General features: G+C 36.5%; 16 protein-coding genes, 1 pseudogene and 1 riboswitch. Of the genes and pseudogenes, 2 read left to right on the top strand and 15 right to left on the bottom strand.

Annotated elements, in window-relative coordinates; genetic code table 11:
* Positions 1-116: 116 nt before the first annotated feature.
* A riboswitch (M-box (ykoK) riboswitch) is annotated at positions 117-291 on the bottom strand.
* Between the two features lie 184 nt (positions 292-475).
* Positions 476-928, top strand: a complete 453-nt coding sequence (ndk, locus tag IGI47_RS04465; RefSeq protein ID WP_311930075.1) for a nucleoside-diphosphate kinase — start codon at positions 476-478, stop codon at positions 926-928.
* Positions 929-1,037: 109 nt separating this feature from the next.
* On the opposite strand, the gene IGI47_RS04460 is transcribed toward ndk, so the two are convergent.
* From IGI47_RS04460 to IGI47_RS04445, 4 genes are all read right to left on the bottom strand, one after another.
* The gene (locus IGI47_RS04460; RefSeq protein WP_438783472.1) at positions 1,038-1,910 is read right to left on the bottom strand and encodes a helix-turn-helix domain-containing protein; all 873 of its coding nucleotides are present in this window, start codon (positions 1,908-1,910) and stop codon (positions 1,038-1,040) included.
* A gap of 205 nt (positions 1,911-2,115) precedes the next feature.
* Complete coding sequence (locus IGI47_RS04455; protein WP_438783470.1) at positions 2,116-4,191, bottom strand: LTA synthase family protein; 2,076 nt, start codon at positions 4,189-4,191, stop codon at positions 2,116-2,118.
* 191 nt (positions 4,192-4,382) lie between these two features.
* On the bottom strand, positions 4,383-4,970 hold the full coding sequence (locus IGI47_RS04450; RefSeq protein WP_311930072.1) for a hypothetical protein: 588 nt from the start codon (positions 4,968-4,970) through the stop codon (positions 4,383-4,385).
* Positions 4,971-5,423: 453 nt separating this feature from the next.
* Complete coding sequence (locus IGI47_RS04445; protein WP_438783469.1) at positions 5,424-6,821, bottom strand: glycoside hydrolase family 1 protein; 1,398 nt, start codon at positions 6,819-6,821, stop codon at positions 5,424-5,426.
* Between the two features lie 328 nt (positions 6,822-7,149).
* Between IGI47_RS04445 and IGI47_RS04440 the strand changes: the two genes are divergently transcribed.
* Positions 7,150-7,575 carry an LptM family lipoprotein gene (locus tag IGI47_RS04440; protein WP_081133974.1) on the top strand — a complete coding sequence of 142 codons (426 nt, stop codon included), beginning with the start codon at positions 7,150-7,152 and terminating at the stop codon, positions 7,573-7,575.
* 602 nt (positions 7,576-8,177) lie between these two features.
* Here IGI47_RS04440 and IGI47_RS04435 read toward each other — a convergent pair.
* The 11 genes and pseudogenes from IGI47_RS04435 to IGI47_RS04385 form a co-directional block, all read right to left on the bottom strand.
* Entirely contained in the window at positions 8,178-8,882 is a 705-nt protein-coding gene (locus tag IGI47_RS04435; protein ID WP_081133976.1) for a deoxynucleoside kinase, read from the bottom strand.
* A 15-nt stretch (positions 8,883-8,897) separates the two neighbouring features.
* Positions 8,898-9,338, bottom strand: coding sequence for a nucleoside 2-deoxyribosyltransferase (locus IGI47_RS04430; RefSeq protein WP_193808799.1), 441 nt, complete (start codon positions 9,336-9,338; stop codon positions 8,898-8,900).
* Entirely contained in the window at positions 9,338-9,913 is a 576-nt protein-coding gene (locus IGI47_RS04425; protein ID WP_311930069.1) for a TIGR00730 family Rossman fold protein, read from the bottom strand. The genes IGI47_RS04430 and IGI47_RS04425 overlap by 1 nt, the downstream gene beginning before the upstream one ends.
* Positions 9,914-10,426: 513 nt before the next feature.
* A pseudogene (locus tag IGI47_RS04420) lies at positions 10,427-10,916 on the bottom strand (ATP-binding cassette domain-containing protein); the annotation flags it as partial.
* Positions 10,849-11,151 (bottom strand): hypothetical protein, encoded by a 303-nt coding sequence (locus IGI47_RS04415; RefSeq protein WP_438784443.1) that lies wholly within the window; start codon positions 11,149-11,151, stop codon positions 10,849-10,851. The pseudogene IGI47_RS04420 and the gene IGI47_RS04415, both read right to left, overlap by 68 nt.
* A 93-nt stretch (positions 11,152-11,244) precedes the next feature.
* Complete coding sequence (locus tag IGI47_RS04410; protein WP_438783468.1) at positions 11,245-11,607, bottom strand: MarR family winged helix-turn-helix transcriptional regulator; 363 nt, start codon at positions 11,605-11,607, stop codon at positions 11,245-11,247.
* 1,032 nt (positions 11,608-12,639) lie between these two features.
* On the bottom strand, positions 12,640-13,647 hold the full coding sequence (locus IGI47_RS04405) for a sugar kinase (protein ID WP_438783467.1): 1,008 nt from the start codon (positions 13,645-13,647) through the stop codon (positions 12,640-12,642).
* A 9-nt stretch (positions 13,648-13,656) separates the two neighbouring features.
* Positions 13,657-14,397: a 2-dehydro-3-deoxy-phosphogluconate aldolase gene (gene dagF / locus IGI47_RS04400; protein ID WP_438783466.1), complete on the bottom strand. Its 741-nt coding sequence runs from the start codon at positions 14,395-14,397 to the stop codon at positions 13,657-13,659.
* The gene (locus tag IGI47_RS04395; protein WP_438783465.1) at positions 14,398-15,498 is read right to left on the bottom strand and encodes a DgaE family pyridoxal phosphate-dependent ammonia lyase; all 1,101 of its coding nucleotides are present in this window, start codon (positions 15,496-15,498) and stop codon (positions 14,398-14,400) included.
* Positions 15,485-16,594 carry an amidohydrolase/deacetylase family metallohydrolase gene (locus IGI47_RS04390; RefSeq protein ID WP_311930062.1) on the bottom strand — a complete coding sequence of 370 codons (1,110 nt, stop codon included), beginning with the start codon at positions 16,592-16,594 and terminating at the stop codon, positions 15,485-15,487. Before IGI47_RS04390 ends, IGI47_RS04395 begins: the two co-directional genes overlap by 14 nt.
* Complete coding sequence (locus IGI47_RS04385; RefSeq protein ID WP_438783463.1) at positions 16,594-17,691, bottom strand: DUF871 domain-containing protein; 1,098 nt, start codon at positions 17,689-17,691, stop codon at positions 16,594-16,596. Before IGI47_RS04385 ends, IGI47_RS04390 begins: the two co-directional genes overlap by 1 nt.
* Positions 17,692-17,708 lie beyond the last annotated feature (17 nt).

Genomic DNA, 17,708 nt, shown 5'->3' with positions numbered 1-17,708 from the left:
CAACTTCCCAACAAAATCACCCCTTTTACGCATAATTTGGAAGACTAATGTAAAAAAAGCAAAAAGACCTTTCGCCAAAATCCAGCGAAAGGTCGAAAAAGCACACGAAAAAAGCTTCTTTGATCTCATCGTTGAGTTTTGACACTGTACAACGTAAAAAGCAACTTCTTGCTTTTAGCTACCTTATGAAAAGCCTTGTCTCGACAATTCCTGTTCTACCCATTGGCGTCTCTCGACGTTTTTGGGCAGTAGCCTATGTTTGTATAGGAGCCTCACCTAACAAATCTTATTTAGTTTTCCTCCGTAAATATAACAACATATAGAAGGAATGTCAAACTTATTTTTTTGAAAATCTTTAAATAACGAGTGTTAACTTTTTTATTGTCAGTCACCTATTCTAGACTTCACTAATATTTGTACCTTTTTATAGACACAAGTATAATAAGACTATAACAATTGAACAGGAGTGATTGAGATGGAACGAACGCTTGTCATTATTAAACCGGATGGTGTAAGACGTCATTTAATCGGCCGAATCATCCAACGATTTGAGGAAAAGGGTTTAGCAATCACCGAAATGAAATTTGCTACTATGACAGAAGAATTAGCAAAAGAGCATTACCAACATTTATCTGGACGTAGTTTTTTTTCTGAATTGATCGACTACATGACTTCGGGGCCAGTTGTCTATCTAGTCTTAGCTGGTGACGATGTAATCGACATCGTCCGCAAGATGGTTGGCGCAACAAAAGCTGTCGATGCCGTTCCAGGAACGATCCGTGGTGATTATGCTTTACCAGGAACAGAAAATATTATTCATGCTTCTGATTCCCGTGATTCAGCAACCAACGAAATTAACCGTTTTTTTCCCTTATTTGATACGCAAAAGAATAAGGAAGCGATCATCCACCACGATTTAAACAATTAAAGATGATACCAGAACCTTCACTGAATAACTCAGCCAGAGAGTCCTAATTGTGTTTATCATTTAGAACTCTCTAGCTAGTTATCGTCATGCTTTTTTGTACTAAGTTTGTTTATCTTCCCTCGCTCTTCTGGTGTTCAACGGCTACTAATTTTTTTTCAAGTGCCACGCGCTCTTTCTTTCCCAACGTGTATTCGATTACAGAAAAGAGCGTCTTCGCTCCTTCTATGATTGGTTCGCCTAAAGCTGCAGCAATCATCCGCCGGTAATACTCAAGCATCAGCATCTCATAAATAATCGTTGACTTTTCTTTGTGAGCTAAACTGCGGTACATGTCTTCATTGATACTACGGGCTTTTTTGAAACGTTTTTTATCAATATAGTAAATGGTTAAGTTTTTTAAAAAAGTAAATAAATATTGATCCGATAGTTTTGAATCTGGCAACAGCCTCATTCTTTTCTTGATTTTTAAATAATGATTATCAATGAATGAATCACTGAATATGTAAGGAAATTCAGCTAATATCCCCAATTCGAAGAGTCCATATTCCCTCATTTGCATAAAATACTCTTCGATTGTCCGACATTCATATTTTAAAAACTCTAATTGCAACTCCCCTTCTGTTTCCCAAAACATCTGTAGATTCAATACCAGATAATAGAGATCCGTCGTTTTTTTGAATTGTTTGCGATTATTTGCAATTTCCTTATAAGGATCGAAATTATCTTCTTGGACTTTGTTTAAGAGATGACGACTTTTCTTGATTTTCTTTGGTTCATCCATTTGATTACGTAACCATTCGTACTCAGCCAAAGAAATATTTAATCGTTCTAAAAATGCTTTTAGTGTCAAAAAGGATATTTTTTTTACTGAATTGCTTTCAATCCCTACTAAAGACGTTTTAGAACAGATTCCTTGTGCTAATTGCGATTGTGTCAGTTTTTTGTTCACCCTAAGTTGTTTGATCAATTTCCCATCGTACATAAAATTCCTCCTCCATCGTTTGAATACATCCAGATTTTTGTATTGGCTCTTCCCTCATCCAAGAACAGAATGAAGCAAGAACATTCAATACTAAAAATTTGTTTCATTCATTAATCAAATACGCAAAAAATAAAAAATTCATGAATTATAAAAAAACTTCTAAAGAAATGGAACATCCAATCTCTTTAGAAGTTTTTTAGTATGATCATTTGCTTGTTTCTGGTTCTATTGGATAAAGGTTCGTCGTTGTTTTATTGCCATTTTTTGAATAGACACTCGTTGAACTATTTCCTTTTTGTTTTTCGATTGCTTCATTTTTTTGTGCTTCATCTTTATAATCATATTTTTTAGGATCGATCGTTTCAAATCCTTCTGGGACATAAAATCTTAGAAGATTTTCCTGATTCAATTTATCGGAGAGACTTAACGCTTTTTTCACTTTATCTTGATCTTGTTTGATCTCTTCCTCGATTCCTGCTGTTTTTTCATCAATAACTTCACCTGTTTGATTATTATAGGTTTTTCCACCTAAGACGGTATAATCCGGCGTAACAAAGTTTCCATTTCTAAATGCAACTACTTGATCGTGTTTGGCAGACAATAGGTCTGTTCCAAAATGGATATAATTCTTATCATCGATACCTACTAGATGCAACAGAGTCGGTAATACATCGATCTCTCCACCATACTCGTGATTCACTTTTCCTTGCGTATATCCTGGGATATGGAGCATCAACGGTACCCTTTGCATTTGAGCATCGTCAAATTCATTCCAAGTCTTAGCATCTTTCCCTAGCGCCGTTGCGAGATCTGCATTGTCTGTGTTAGAGATTCCAAAATGATCCCCGTAGATCACAAACATCGAATTTTGATAAATACCAGATTTCTTCAAATACGTAAAGAACTGTTCTAATGATTGATCAAGATAATGAGCAGTTCGTACATAATTATCTACCGTACTATTCCCTGTATTCAATGACGGAAAGTCAAAATTCTTATCATCTGTATAATAAGGAGTATGGTTCGTGACAGATAAGAATTTGGCATAGAAAGGTTGTTGTAAGTGTTCCAAATATTGGGTCGATTCACTAAATAAATCTTTATCCAAAATGCCATATCCAAGAGTTTCATCTGAATCTTTGAAATAAGAACGATCAAAGAAATTCTCGTACCCAAGGTTTTTGTATACGTGATCCCGATTCCAGAAGCTAGCAACATTTCCATGGAAGACAGCACTTGTATATCCTTGGCTTTGTCCAAGGATCGCGGGTGCTGCTTGGAAGACATTATCTGAGCCAAGCTCTGTAAACAATGAACCCTGAGGCAACCCAAAAGTACCAGTTTCTAACATATTTTCTGCATCACTTGTTTTCCCTTGACCCACTTCATGGAAGAAATTGTCAAAACTGATCGTTGATTGATTTTGAAAAATACTATTTAAGAACGGAGTGACTTCTTGACCATCCACCTTCATATTGATCAAAAATTGCTGAAAACTTTCTAAATGTAATACAATGATATTCTTTCCTTTGGCAATGCCAAATGTATTGGGATTTGGTTCAGCATAGTGTTGTTTCGTATAATCTAGTACTTCATCGAGTCCATTACTGCTTGCATGCGCGCGTACGCTACTCGTCATTCCTGTTTTGATGCCATCGTAAATCGTATAAGCATCAATCCCTAAATATTTCACGATGTAAGAACGATCGAACGTTCGTTGTAATAACTGAGGGCGATTCGCTTCACTGAGCGCTAAATTACCAGAAAATATCAAAGCGGATAGACACGTGAGGGCTAGCGCAACTGGCTTGGGCACAGCCGGACTCTTTAGTGGAACTTTTTTCACGATCAACCAACCAAGTAGACCAATAAAGATGAGAATATCCAACCAATATAAAATATCATGGGGTTCCACCAAAGAAAAAGAGCTTCCTGAAAGACCTTGTGATACTTTTGAAAATCCTAATACAGATTTCACCGTAATGAAATCAGTGAATTCACGGTAAAAGATAATATTCAAATATAGAACTAATGTATTTAAAATATCAATGATCAAAAGGACAAACAACGCTGGTTTGAGCTTCTTTATATATAAAGATAAGCCAAAAAAAAGCAGTGTCGTTGCAATCGGATTGATCCATAAAATAAAGTATTGGATACTTCCTTCTACTCCCAATGAAAAATCAATACAATAGGCAAAAATTGTTTTTAACCAAAAGAAAAAACTGGCGATCAGAACAATCATCAGACGATTTTGGCACAATTTTTTCAAACGTGTCACACATATCACTTCTCTCTATTCATTTTTGTATATTCTGCTCTTCAAAAATGAAAATTCTCTAAAAAAAAAATTATTTTAAGATTTTTTTAGAAATTAGCTAAAAATGTGCCCATCTGATTGGCCGTTTTGTCTCAACAACTAAAAAAATAATAGAAACAACTGATTCTTTTTTCTACTCTTTTTAGATAGTTCTATTGATTATTTTGATTTAACTCACTTTGATTATTGACCGTATTTACGGCTGTTTCCCCACTAGTCGAAGGAGGTTCTGTCGGAGAATCTGATGTAGTGGTAGACTCTGAATTTTTTTTCACTTGCTCGTTTGTTTTGATCCATTCTTTTAATCGTTTATCGACTATATCTACATTGATTTTATCCGAATAACTGGTTTTTACTTTGCCATTTTTTAATCGGGCCAAGCGTTCCCCTTTGTTGGTTAGTAATAACACCGTCAAGTGTTTGTCCTTGAATTGATATTGTCTAAATGAAATCGCACTCAGCACATCATCTATATTGATGAACTGATTATTTTCCTTATCTTTTGGCAAATAGATCTCTAATTCTCCCTTATCGTAGTTGGCTACTAATTTATAATCTTCCCACCAATACGTCGAAAATTCTTTTTTAAATTTATCTACTGATTCTTTACTTGCAACTATTTTTTCTGTATTTTTTTGAGAAATATCAGCTGTCAGTTTTCCTGAAGCCGCAGCAGACAAAATAAGCAGTAGGAAAAAACCAAGTAACCAAAAGAGAAGAAAAGGTCTCTTTTTTCTCATGCCTTCCTTCACTCCTATTCAATTTTACCTATACTATTATATACAAAAAAAGGGTCTTATAGAGGAAAAAATAAAAAAAAGCTTTAAAAAACTAGAATTATTTTTTATCATCTAAAAAAAGGATGCACGTACCCATTTCTCCTAATTCGAACCACTTTTTTCTCTTCCATTTGCTTGATGCTTTTATTGAGGAAAATATCCATGACAGATTCGCTTGTTGCAAAATAAACTTATACATGATTACAACAGACACCTTTTTACCGTCTGTACTAAAAAAGAATGTGGGGCAAAGGTAAAAACCAGTTTTGCTACAGACTCTCCAATAAACGGCGATCAAAAGTCAGTTTTTTCGGAGATTTCAAAAAAAAACGAGCAATACAAAAAACGTATTGCTCGTTTTTTTCTCCAATTTCTCAAACCTACACGACTTTTGTCTCGATCTCCTCTTTATTGCTATAAAATCATTTCATTTTTATCAGATAACTCTTTAAACCAATAGCCGGATTTCTTGATCGTCCGTTTTCCATCGTTTGATAAATCGACAGAAATGAACCCATATCGGTTTTTATAGGCATTCGTCCAAGACCAATTATCCATACATGTCCACATATGATAGCCTAAACAATTACTACCTTCTTGAATCGCCTGATGCACATATTTCAAGTGTTCTTGAACAAATTCGATTCGATAGTCGTCATGGATCATTCCGTCTTCTTTGATGAAACGAGCTTCATTTTCGACACCCATCCCATTTTCAGAAATAAAGCAGTCAATATTGCCATAGTTCTCACGAACATTGACCAAAATATCATAGATTCCTTTTTCATAGATTTCCCATCCTCGATAAGGATTCATTTTACGCCCAGGCATCTGATAATTATCAAAATAGTCTTCTGGCATCGGACCATTTTCTTGATCGATCGGTGTTTCTTTTGCCTTTACTCTTCGAGGCTGGTAGTAATTGATCCCTAACAAGTCGATCGTATTTTCTTTGATGAGCGTCAAGTCGCCTTCATTGATTGCAGGAATGATCCCTAGCTCTTTGACGATTGCTACTAATTCCTGTGGAAATTCTCCTTTGACCGCCGGATCTAGAAAAGAACGATTGAAAAAGGCATCAGCGATTGCAGCTGCTTTCACGTCTTCTGGATTTTTTTCATCTCTAGGGTAACTTGGTGTCAAATTCAAAATGATACCGATTTGACCTTCTAGTTCCATTTCATGATACGCTTTAACTGCTAAAGCAGATGCTAATGCTTCGTGATAGCCTACTTGAACAGCTTGTTTCATGTCTGACTTTTCCGGATAATGCCAGCGGTAAAGATAGCCAGCTTCTACAGGTACGATCGGTTCATTATGTGTGAACCATTTCTTGACTTTTGTTCCAAATAATTCAAAACAGATTTTTGCGTAACGTTCATATGCTTTCACTGTTTCCCGATTGAGCCAACCACCTTTTTCTTGGAGTGCCATCGGCATATCGAAATGATATAAATTGACAAAAGGTTCGATGCCATTTTCGATCAATTCATCGAAATAGCTATGGTAAAATTCAACTGCTTTTGGATTGACTTCGCCGATCCCTTCAGGAATCAAACGACTCCACTGAATAGATGTCCGAAATGAATTGTGGCCTGTCTGCTTCATTAATTGGACATCTTCTTTGTATTTTGTATAAACTTGTGATGCTTTTCCCGGCCCTACTTGATCGAAAAATTTTTCTGGTTCTTTACTGTACCAATAATCAAAGATATTTTCTCCTTTGCCATCACCAGATACACGGCCTTCCGTTTGAGGACCACTTGCTGCTGACCCCCACCAAAAGTGAGCAGGAAATTGATAATTTGTCATAGTCGCACCTTCTTTTATAGAGTTACAATAACTTTTGTGAATCTCATCACTCGTTACTTCCCCATCAATATAGCAAACGTTTTCTCAACTTACAAGCCTATTTATGAAACGTTTTCTAAAAAGGATTAGACCAATTGACATTTTTTAAAATAACCCTATACTTAGCAAAGTACAGGACGTTTTTCTTGAAGAACCAATTCGAAAAAATAATTTTTCCCTTCTTGTTTAAAAAGTTGACTCACTGAAAGTACGGATTTTCACGCTCATCCGTTTCATGTTTTCCTGTCTAATGGTATAATTTTGATAACTATAAAATGGGGGCAGTATTTTGAAGAAATTAATCGTAATGGTTGTTTTGCTTTTTGCAAGTTCTACTCTATCAGGCTGTAGTTTATTTGGTGGGGCAGATCAATCATCCGAACAAACCACTGACTCATCTATTCTGATGGCAGATAAGTCAGATATTACAAATAGCCAGTATTCCTTGAAGGTGCGCAAAGATATGGATCTAATCAGTGGTCAACTCACCTTCACAGATAATAAGATGACTTGGGTACGCACATATGCTGAAGATGAAACGGACACTTCCAATACTACAAAAAAAGCAATCACTTTAACCGATATCAAGATAAAAACTAAATCAGATAATTATACGATCACAGGAAAAGAAAAAGGAAAAGACGTGTCGATTCAATTCACTAAAATCGGAAATTATCGCATAGAAGACGAGGATGGAAATATCTATAGCCTCTAATCGTTTTGCATAGACTACACGAGTTGTCCATACAAAAATGAGCCAACTCCGAAATAAATTTATCTGTTTAGCAAATGTTGGACAAATCAAAAAATCAGTTTTGCTACAAACTCTCGAATAAACGGCGTCCAAAAGTCAGTTTTTTCGAAAATTTCAAAAAAGAGGTTGGGCCAAAATTAAGAAGCACTTTTGTCTCGACCTCATTTTTTGTATTCTTCTGTTGATTCGTGGAACAGTTTTTTAATTTTACTTAATTCTTATGGATATTTCATATTTTTCTGTTATATTAAGTAAGCAGTTTGAAATAAAGGAGAACACAATGAGTATATTTGATAGTCACGACTACTGTACATGTATAAATAGCAAGAATATTCATACTGAATTTAGCGATCAAGGAAGCCTAAGTATTTGTGACCATTGTCATAAATTAATCAAAGATTCATTTAAATCATTTGAAACTTATACAAAAGAAAGCTTCGTCGGAGATTTCTATAATTAAATAAAAATGAGGGTAGGATAAAAGTAACACAAACTTTTATCCTACCCTCATTTTTAATTTCTGTCCTTTGACTTTTTCACTATTGCTTTAAAGGATACTCTATTTACAATCCAAGCCCTTGCCCTTTCGCATGATCGTTTTCTGTAAAGTAACTGCCAGAAGACTCTCCTTCTAATTCAGCTAATTTTTGTTGGATTTGTTTGATCACTTCTTGGGCATGTTCCGGTTTTTCTACAAAATCAAACCGATCTCCATCAATCTGGATCTTAGGACATACATCAAAATCTTCGTACCATTGATCATATCGCTGATTCAATGATTCATAATATCCATATAGCGTTTCATCACTTTCAAGTTGTTCGTACGTACGACCACGTTTTTTGATCCGTTCCAACATCGTATCTAATGATACTTTGATATGGACCATCAAATCTGGTCTTTTTTTCGGTGCCACATCATCTAGTTCATTCAACATAGTATCTAGTAAATGGTCGTATTGTTGGACTTCGATATCTGTTACACGTCCTAAATCAGCATTCAAATGGAAGAGTAAACTATCTTCATAAATTGAACGATCCAATACATTGTCATCATTCACTAATGCCTTCTTCATGGCTAGAAATCGCTTATTCAAAAAAAAGATTTGTAATAGAAACGCGTATTGTTCCGGATTAGAATAAAAAAGCGGTAAAACTTCGTTATCCTCTACACTTTCATAAAATGGTTTTGAATCAATTTCTTTTGCAAGCATATCTGTTAAACTGCTTTTTCCTGCGCCAATTGTTCCTGATATCAATATCACTGACATACAATCCTTCCTTTTCTATAAGTATTCGCCAACATATGCTGTTACAGGTAATTTTTCAAAATCATAGTTGCGAATTTCATCTACTGATTTCAAATAAGTGTGCAAGCTCTGCGTGATCATCAAATTCGTTGGAACTGTTTCTTCCTGAAAGACGATCATTGGTTTGTTCATCATCGTTGCAGCCCCTAGTTCGTAAGCTGTTCCTGGATCAGTTGATTGGTGTTCATAGTCTAAAATAGCAACGACGAAGTCAGCCGCAGTTAACTCTTCCATATCTTTTTCGTATACTTCTTGAGCCCAGCCTGCTGTAAATAATTCATAATTGCTTTCTTGATGGTGTCGTGGCGAATAAAAGCTGCTCACCGTTTTATTCTCTTCCAATGCCTTTTCGATTTTACTTACACGTTCGATTTGTTCCTCTGAAAAAAATGGGCCTGCTAAATAGATTCGACTCATTATTTTGCCTCCTTCAATAATGTTGATAATCCAGTTGTTTCTTCTCGTAATAGATCCACTAGCTTCAAGGGATTATTTGAAAAAAAGATTCGATTTAGCCATTTTGCATCCATAAAGCCTTCTTTGGCAAATGTCTCTAGCAATATTTGCAATCCGCTATAGTAGCCGCCGATATCCAAAATCCCGATTGGTTTATCTGGCGTGAGACCGATAGCTATCCAAGAAAGAAGTTGCGAGAACTCTTCCAAAGTGCCTAATCCCCCAGGAAAAATCAGTACAGCATCGCCTTTTTCAAAGAGCAATACTTTCCGTTCATCGATTGAATCTGTCGGAATGAACGTTGTAACTTCTTCCTTAGGAGTTTCTAATTCGAAAAGTCCGGTAGGATAGATCCCCGTGACTTTTCCATTATTTTCTAGAACGGTTTGGCTAAATACCCCCATAATGCCGGAGCCCGAGCCGCCATAAACCAATTCAATATTTTCTTGTGCCATATATTTTCCTAACATTTGAGCAATAAATTTGTAACTTTCTTTATTGCCAAAACGGGAGCCGCAAAAAACTGTCAGTTTCAAAAAAAAACACTTCCTAACTCAAAAGTATATCTTTATTCTACTCTTGTTTTTTTAAAATAAAAGACTAGATTTTGTGCTTTTTTAATGGTATAGAGAACACATAACACTAGATATAGTGTTTTAGAGTGATATACTTTCCGACTCGTTTTTATGAGCAAATACAAATAAATAACTATGTAAAAAAATATGAAACGACTTTCTTCTGGAGAAAACTATGCTTTCACTTCATACGTCAATAACATTTCTCATTCTAATGTTTTCTTTCATTTTTGCGAAATAGTTGATTCCTGATTTTTTTCAGATGTTATGTTTCACTAATAGAAAATGTTTCGCTACCTTTTTTACAAAATCTCCTTTTGATACACACTATTACTTTTTCCAAAATAATGAGTCACCTGTAGAGTTAGTATCGCTCAATTTTTTACCAAAAAAGCCGAATCACTCAAAAATCCAGCGATTTTTAAGTGATCCGGCTTTTTTCTTGAAACCTATTTTTTGTTATCGTTCTAACGATCAACTATGCTTGAATGCCCCCGTGTATAATTGATAGTATTCTCCTTGTTGGGAAATCAATTCATCATGTGTTCCTCGCTCAATGATTCTTCCTTGATCCAATACCATGATCGCATCCGAATTTCGTATCGTAGATAGACGATGCGCAATGACAAAAAACAGTCCGATCTTTCATCAAGGAATCCATTCCTTTTTGGACGATTGTCTCCGTGCGAGTGTCGATACTAGATGTTGCTTCATCAAGGATGAGTACTGTCGGATCAGCTATAGCTGCTTGAGCAATGGAAAGTAATTGTCGTTGTCCCTGAGAAAGAGAACTTCCGTCATCGCTCAACTCTGTATCGTAGCCATTAGGTAATTGACGAATAAAATGATCTGCATTGACTAACTGAGAGGCCTCGTAGATTTCTTCATCCGTTGCATCAAGTTTTCCGAAACGGATATTTTCTTTGATCGTTCCAGTAAATAAGTGTGTGTCCTGTAAAACGAGTAATCAAGCTTGAGGTTGAAAACCGATCAATATTCTGAAAAGAAAAGCTTTGGATATTTTTATAAATATCTTCCCGCAAATTCCCTGAAAATTTAGCAGAAGCGTCTGAGGAGAATTTCCCTCCCAATACGCCAAATAACATCGATAGACTAGCAACCAAGCACATAAGCAGACCTATCTTGAAAATGTAACTGATATCTTTTGTTTCAAACCCGCGATCAAGTATCTTTGCCATCAAAAAAGGGAGCATGACTTCCATAGATACCTCCAAAGCCATGAAGATCATCGTAAATACAGCCGCTTTTTTTATATTGCCTTAATGATTTTCCTAATGTTCGATACATTCCCTCTCTCCTTTCTGATAATCCATGCTATCGTTCATCCACTCATAGATTCGTTTGATTGTTCGAATCGTCGTATCCATATCTTCAATAGAGATTTCTTGTAAAATTTCTGCATTTTGCTCATGGAATCCAGAAACATCCTTACGATAAAGAGCCAAGCCTTTATTGGTTAAATCAACATTGATGATGCGCCGATCTTTTTTATTTGTTTGTTTTTTCATATACCCTAGTTCTTCTAGGGTTGCGATATTTTTTGTCACACTCGGTAGAGTTCCTTTGATTGCTTTAGCGATATCACTGATTTTCACAGTGCCGTTTGTTTCTTTCAAATGATAACAAGTTTTCAAAATATAAATATGCCTTCGCTACAATCCATTTGGTGGTGTCGGCAAAAATTCGGTCGTTCGTTTCGCAATCATACAAGCATCCAAATAAGCCTCTGATCGTTCTCGATCCATTCTATCACTCCTTTATCGCTCAAAAATAATTACTTTAGGTAACTTTTTTCTTATTATAGTAGACCTTATGTAAATAAAAAAAGCTTTTTATGTATAAACATGCAATAAAAAAGCAAGGCTTTCCACCATACAAAAGATGGTAACCCTTGCTTTTTTTATTTTATTTCCTTGGTAAGCAATTATGAACGTTTGGTCTTTTTCCCCTTAACACCTAGCATACATGATCATTTTTCCTTTTGATTAACGATAGAAAACAACCAAATAATGATTGGCTGAATGCCACTTACACGAGGTCATTCATTATCCTGAAAAGATCCATAAACACAACCAGATGAACTGCATCAACGTATCTATCTTCTGGCCGCCATTTAATCCTTGCTAGATACTCTTATCCTCAGGTGTATTTATTGGATAAAAAAGGATTGGACACGCGTTGCCCAATCCTTTTTTGACACAGTAAATAAAACGCATTCATTTTGTTTATTTTTTCTCTCTAAAAGGCTAGATTTCTCCTCTAAGATTCGATACAATAAACGAAGTCGATGGTTTCCATTGACTATGGCAAACTTGACTGGTCACTGTGTATGACTTTTCAAGGCCTCTGTTTCTAGCTGCCACTAGAAATGGAGGCGCCTTTTTTATTTAGCTGTTTCTATCTGTCATTTATGATACTGATCACTTGAACAGTAGTCAAGCGAATCCAAAAAATCACACAAAACTGTTCTGTTTTTCCACCAACTTTTTGTAGAAAAATTTTTTTATTCAGTATATACCCTGAAAAATAGTAATTTGACAACTTTTCTGAACAATAAAATATCTATATAATTAAAAATAATTCATTGCCATTATTCAAAAAACATCCATCAGAACAAGGCAGAATAGCCCCTCTTGATGGATGTCTGTGTCCGTCGACTGTTTCTTTTATCTGATCAGATCCACATCTGGTGCATCTAGCAATTGTTGGACTTGCTTTCTGGTAGTTAAAGGAACATCACCTTGGATAGCATGTGCAAGTCGTGCATTTGCCAAGGCAAACTCTACAGTTCGTGAAAGTGTCCATTTTTCTGCATACCCAAATAAAATCCCTGCTGCGAATGCATCGCCAGCACCAATTCGATCTAGCACAAAAAGATCATACAAGTCTGTCTCTACAGATTCTTGTGAAGCAATCAAATAACCAATTAATTGTTTATTTCCCCCACTCACCGTCCGTTTGGTTCCTGCAAACCATTCAATCCCATAGTAATCTAAGAAAGAACGGATATAGTCGTTTGGCGTTTCTACCTCAGAAAATTCAGACTGCCATTCCATCAACTCCGTCAAATCACGAATCGAGCCTAGTACAAGTGTACAGTAGGGAAGAATCTCTTCATACCGTTGTTTCAGCACTGCTTTTTTATCTTTTTCTTGATTTAAACTAGGACGGAAATTAAAATCAAAACAAACTTTTTTCCCTTGTTCATCTGCTTTTTTTGCCAAAGCAATTGCTGTTTGTGCTGAGAGATCAGTCAAACTTAACCCGATACCGCAGATATGCACAAGATCAACTGTTTCAATAAATCCATCTAGTTGATAATCCTTTTTTTCGGCTAGTCCAAAAGAACTATGCTTCCGATTTTGATACGTCACCTCAGTTGGTCGAATACCATACCCCATTTCTGCAAAATAGGTACCGATATGCTGTTCTTTTTGAATAACGTATGTGGTATGGACACCTAATCCTTTTAAACTGGCTAACGCCGCGTCACCTAGCCGATTAGCAGGTAATGCAGACAGCAAATAACTTTCAATGCCAAAATGCGCCAAATTTCCTACAAGATTCACGCCGGTCCCTGTATAAGATATTCGAAGTGTATGTGTTTGCTCTAGCATCAAATATTCAGGTGGTGTCAATCGCAGCATCACTTCACCAAATGCACCAATTTTCATTTTTTCACCTTACTCTACGATTTTTTTTGTGATCTCCAATAGTCTGCGAACATCCTCAGGTCTTGTGTTTCCAGTAGTCGGATCAATGATTGAACTATAGATATGAGGAATGATTTTTTTTACCCCTGCATCAACTGCGATTTGAACGATTTCTTCAAAATTCTCTAAATCGATGCCACCAGTTGGTTCTAAAGCAAAATCATAAAGCGCACAGGCTTGGGCTACTGCTTCATATTCTTTCTGATGTTCTAATCCCTTCATAGGGAAATATTTGATCGATGTTCCTCCCATGTCTTGCAAGAGGCGAATCGCCGTTTCGATCGTTACCACCCCCGCTGTTCCTTGTGAACTTAATGGTCCTGTGGCAATATTGACATATCCTTCTTTTCCTGTCGGAGAAACTAGTCCATTGACTACTGTCTCCGACTGTCCTAAGACAGCTCGTGTTGCCCCTACACCTGTAAACACTTGATTGACATGTTGCGGTTGCAAGACTTTGGCTAATCGAGTGACCATCTGACTTTGATTCGGGTCTCCTGCCCCCAAACCAATTGATAAAGCATTATTGATAGCTTCTTGATATTGCTTCATTTCTTTGATTGCTGCTTCATCATTCGGATAATTTTTTGAAAGCACCCCTAACAAAATGTGTCCTTCTGCTGCTTCGTAGCATTCTTTTGCATTTTGGAGCGAATTTGCTAAGACATTCAAGCAAATCTGATCTTTTAAATAATTGAGTGTTCGTGTCATTTATGCTCTCTCCTTCACTATTTCCTCTAGCCGTTGAATGATTTTTTTCATCTCTGTTTGATCAACCGAACGGATATCAAATTCAATGATGCCATTATTTGCTTGATATTCTCGGGTATAGATTGCTGGATTTTGTTCTTTTAATTCACTGATAACTGTTTTTGCAGATTTCCCTGTGGTCTTCACACTTGCACGATAGATTTCTCTTCCAGATGGGTCTTGCACGATTTTTGCATCAAGATGTTCGATCTTGTTCAATTCTTCTATAAATGGTTGCAATCGTTTTTTCATTGATTCCCCTGATTCACTCCCATTTTGCAAATAATCTTCGACTGCTTGAGTAAAACCAAGGACGTTTTCTTTCCCGATTTTCATCGAACGTCCAATCCCTTTTGATTGTATACGTACCCACGACACATAAGGATTTTTTCCAATAACCATACCAGCACTAGGTCCTTCGATTGCTTTTGCACCTGAATAAATAACTAGATCTGCACCTAATTGTGTATATTTCAATAAATCTTCTTCCGCTGCAGCATCAACGATCAAAGGCAAATCGTTCTTCTTTGCCACCTCGACTGCTTCCGAAATGGTCAGCATACTCTTTTGTACGGTGTGATGGCTCTTGATATACAAGATTGCCGCTGTTTGTTCTGTGATCATCATTTCGAGGTGTTCAGGTGTACACATATTTGCATAGCCTGCTTCAACGACTTTCCCACCACCTTGTTGCACCATCAACTCAACAGAAGTACCATAATCAACATTGTGTCCTTTTGGCAAGATGATTTCTTTTTTCTTGATGGTATCTGAATAAGGATGATATACATGAGTCAAACTACCTTGCCCAATGACTGCGGCAATGGATTGCGCAATGCCGGCTGAGGCAGAAGAGACGATTTGGACATCGTCTACGCCTAAGAGTTGAGCTAAATAACCTCCCGTTTTTTCACTAAGGTCAGCCATTTCAAAAAAATGTGTACCACCAAAACGTTGGGCCTCAAGAACAGCTTCTGAAACTTTCGACACACCCAGCACTGTCATTCTTCCTGAAGCGTTGATGACTTCTTTTAGATTGAATTTTTCATTACTCACACTCATATTTCTTTCCTCCAATAATCGTGTACACTGGTCTGATTTGTTCCGTTATCGTTCGTTGATTGCCGTTTGAATCAGTCACTGTTTTCTTTTGATCTCGCCATTCGAATATTGTGAAATCAGCATCAAAACCTTCTTCGATCTTCCCTTTTTTTCTTAACTGAAAATTTTCAGCAGGGGCAATCGTCACTTTTTCGATTATTTCAGGCCATGTATACCCAATCAAGTGCAACTTTTCCATTGTCGTTGCTAAATCATAAACAGGACCATTTTTACGATTTTTGATATAGATGTCAGTGCTGATCGAATCTGCCTTGACTCCTTGTTCATACGCTTTTTCAGCTACCTCAAAATTAAAACTATCTGTCCCATGACCAATATCAAAAATGATTCCCTTTTCTATTGCTTTTTTAACAAAAGGCTTGATTTCTTTCGTTTGTTGATCCATGATCCCATTTGCTTTTCCGTTAAAGCAATGCGTCAAGACATCTCCGCGGTCCAGTCCATCTAAAATTTCAGATAAATGTGGTGGAGCAGAACCAATATGGACCATCAAGGGCAAATTTTGATTTTCTTGTTGGATTTTTTTTGCCATATGAAGTGGGATGATCCCATTTTCTCCCACAACTGTTTTACTCATTCGCGCTTTAATACCTACAATAAAATCAGGTAATTCTGTTAATTTTTCTTTCACTAAGTCACTTTGGATCTTTGTCAGATCCGCTAGTTCGTCTTGTTTGATGATTCCCCATTTTGAAATATTCAATAGTGCATAGACATTGGTTTTTGCTTGTTGGGCATGTTCATAAAATCGACTGATATTTTCAGCACCAGTAGTTCCTGCATCAATGACTGTTGTCACACCCTTCATTATCCCAATTTGATCAGGATAATCATAGTAAAGTGTCATTTCTTCATAACAATGCACATGATCATCGATCCAACCAGCAGATAAATACTGATCAGGAGCTAAGACTTCTTCTCTTCTTCCTTTTTCTCGAACGGTCGGAGCAATTTTTTTGATTTTCCCATCTTCAATTCCAATATCCATTGTTTTTCCTGTTACTGTATGAGCTTTTCTGATTACCAAATCAAACATCATCGCGCCTGCTTTTCTATAAATTTAAATTTTGACCACGGATGAATAAAATCAAGTAAGATTTTTTCTTCCGGAATGATCGAACCGACCTTGTTTTTTCTAGAATCACTATGTGGTTCTAAAACAATTTGCAATTCATTCTTATATTTGCCAAAGCTATCGTTTCCGATAACAACGTCTCCTCGTTGAAATTCAAAGGTTGTATCATGGGCAGGATTGTTTTGTCCACCATATTTTTTGCGCACTTCTGTCGAACGAATCACTTGTTCCGTAATATCTCCTCGTCTAACATGTTGTTCATTCAACATGATTGCTCGCTCAACTTCATTTAATTCAGATACAAATTCGACCGTAAACGTTGTTTGGTAACGATCCAGATTTCCTAAAGCTTGTAGTTCTTTTTCTGAAGCATAGGCATTCCCAATGATCACATCATCGATCAAATTGGTAGCAAACAGGTGCTTCGTCGCCGTTTCTACCGCTAAATGTCGGTGCATTTCCAATGTCGGCAACCCATCATTGATATCCCATGGTCCGATCGTTCCCGCCTGTGACGAAATAAAGGCCGCCGTTCGAATTTCATGCTTCTTAAATCGTTCACTACAAGATTGAAAAAAGGCATAGGGTAATCCCGTTCCTTCTTGGGGATAGAAGTTATGACATCCATATAAAAATGGCTGGTTTGCTTGATGACTTAAAATATTTTCCAGATAGGCCACATCATTACTCATATTCAACTCGATTGCTAATTGATAGGGGTTATACGTAAGCAATGCTTCTTTTTTGCCATCGAAACCTAAATCTAAACGGATTCCGTCTGCACCTGTTTCATGGAAAAAGCCAAGATCGTCGTAAGAAATATCCAGCTGTTCAAAAATATTCGGTGCGACATCTAAAATCGTTTCAAATCCCAAACTTTTAGCAAAAGTAATCAGCTGACGAAATTTTTCTTTTACGATTTCAGGGTCCTCTGTTACCTCTAACATACTCATAAAAATGCGCGTAAACCCATATTTTTGTGCTAATTTCAAATATTCTTTGTCCTCATCCAAATCACTATGATCTGGATAAAGGGACACGCCTAATGAACGCTTCATTTTTCTCCCTCTCTTCT

Source organism: Enterococcus sp. AZ191 (assembly GCF_051713845.1).
GTDB classification, from domain to species: domain Bacteria; phylum Bacillota; class Bacilli; order Lactobacillales; family Enterococcaceae; genus Enterococcus_B; species Enterococcus_B durans.
This window is presented reverse-complemented; position numbering and strand designations above follow the sequence as displayed.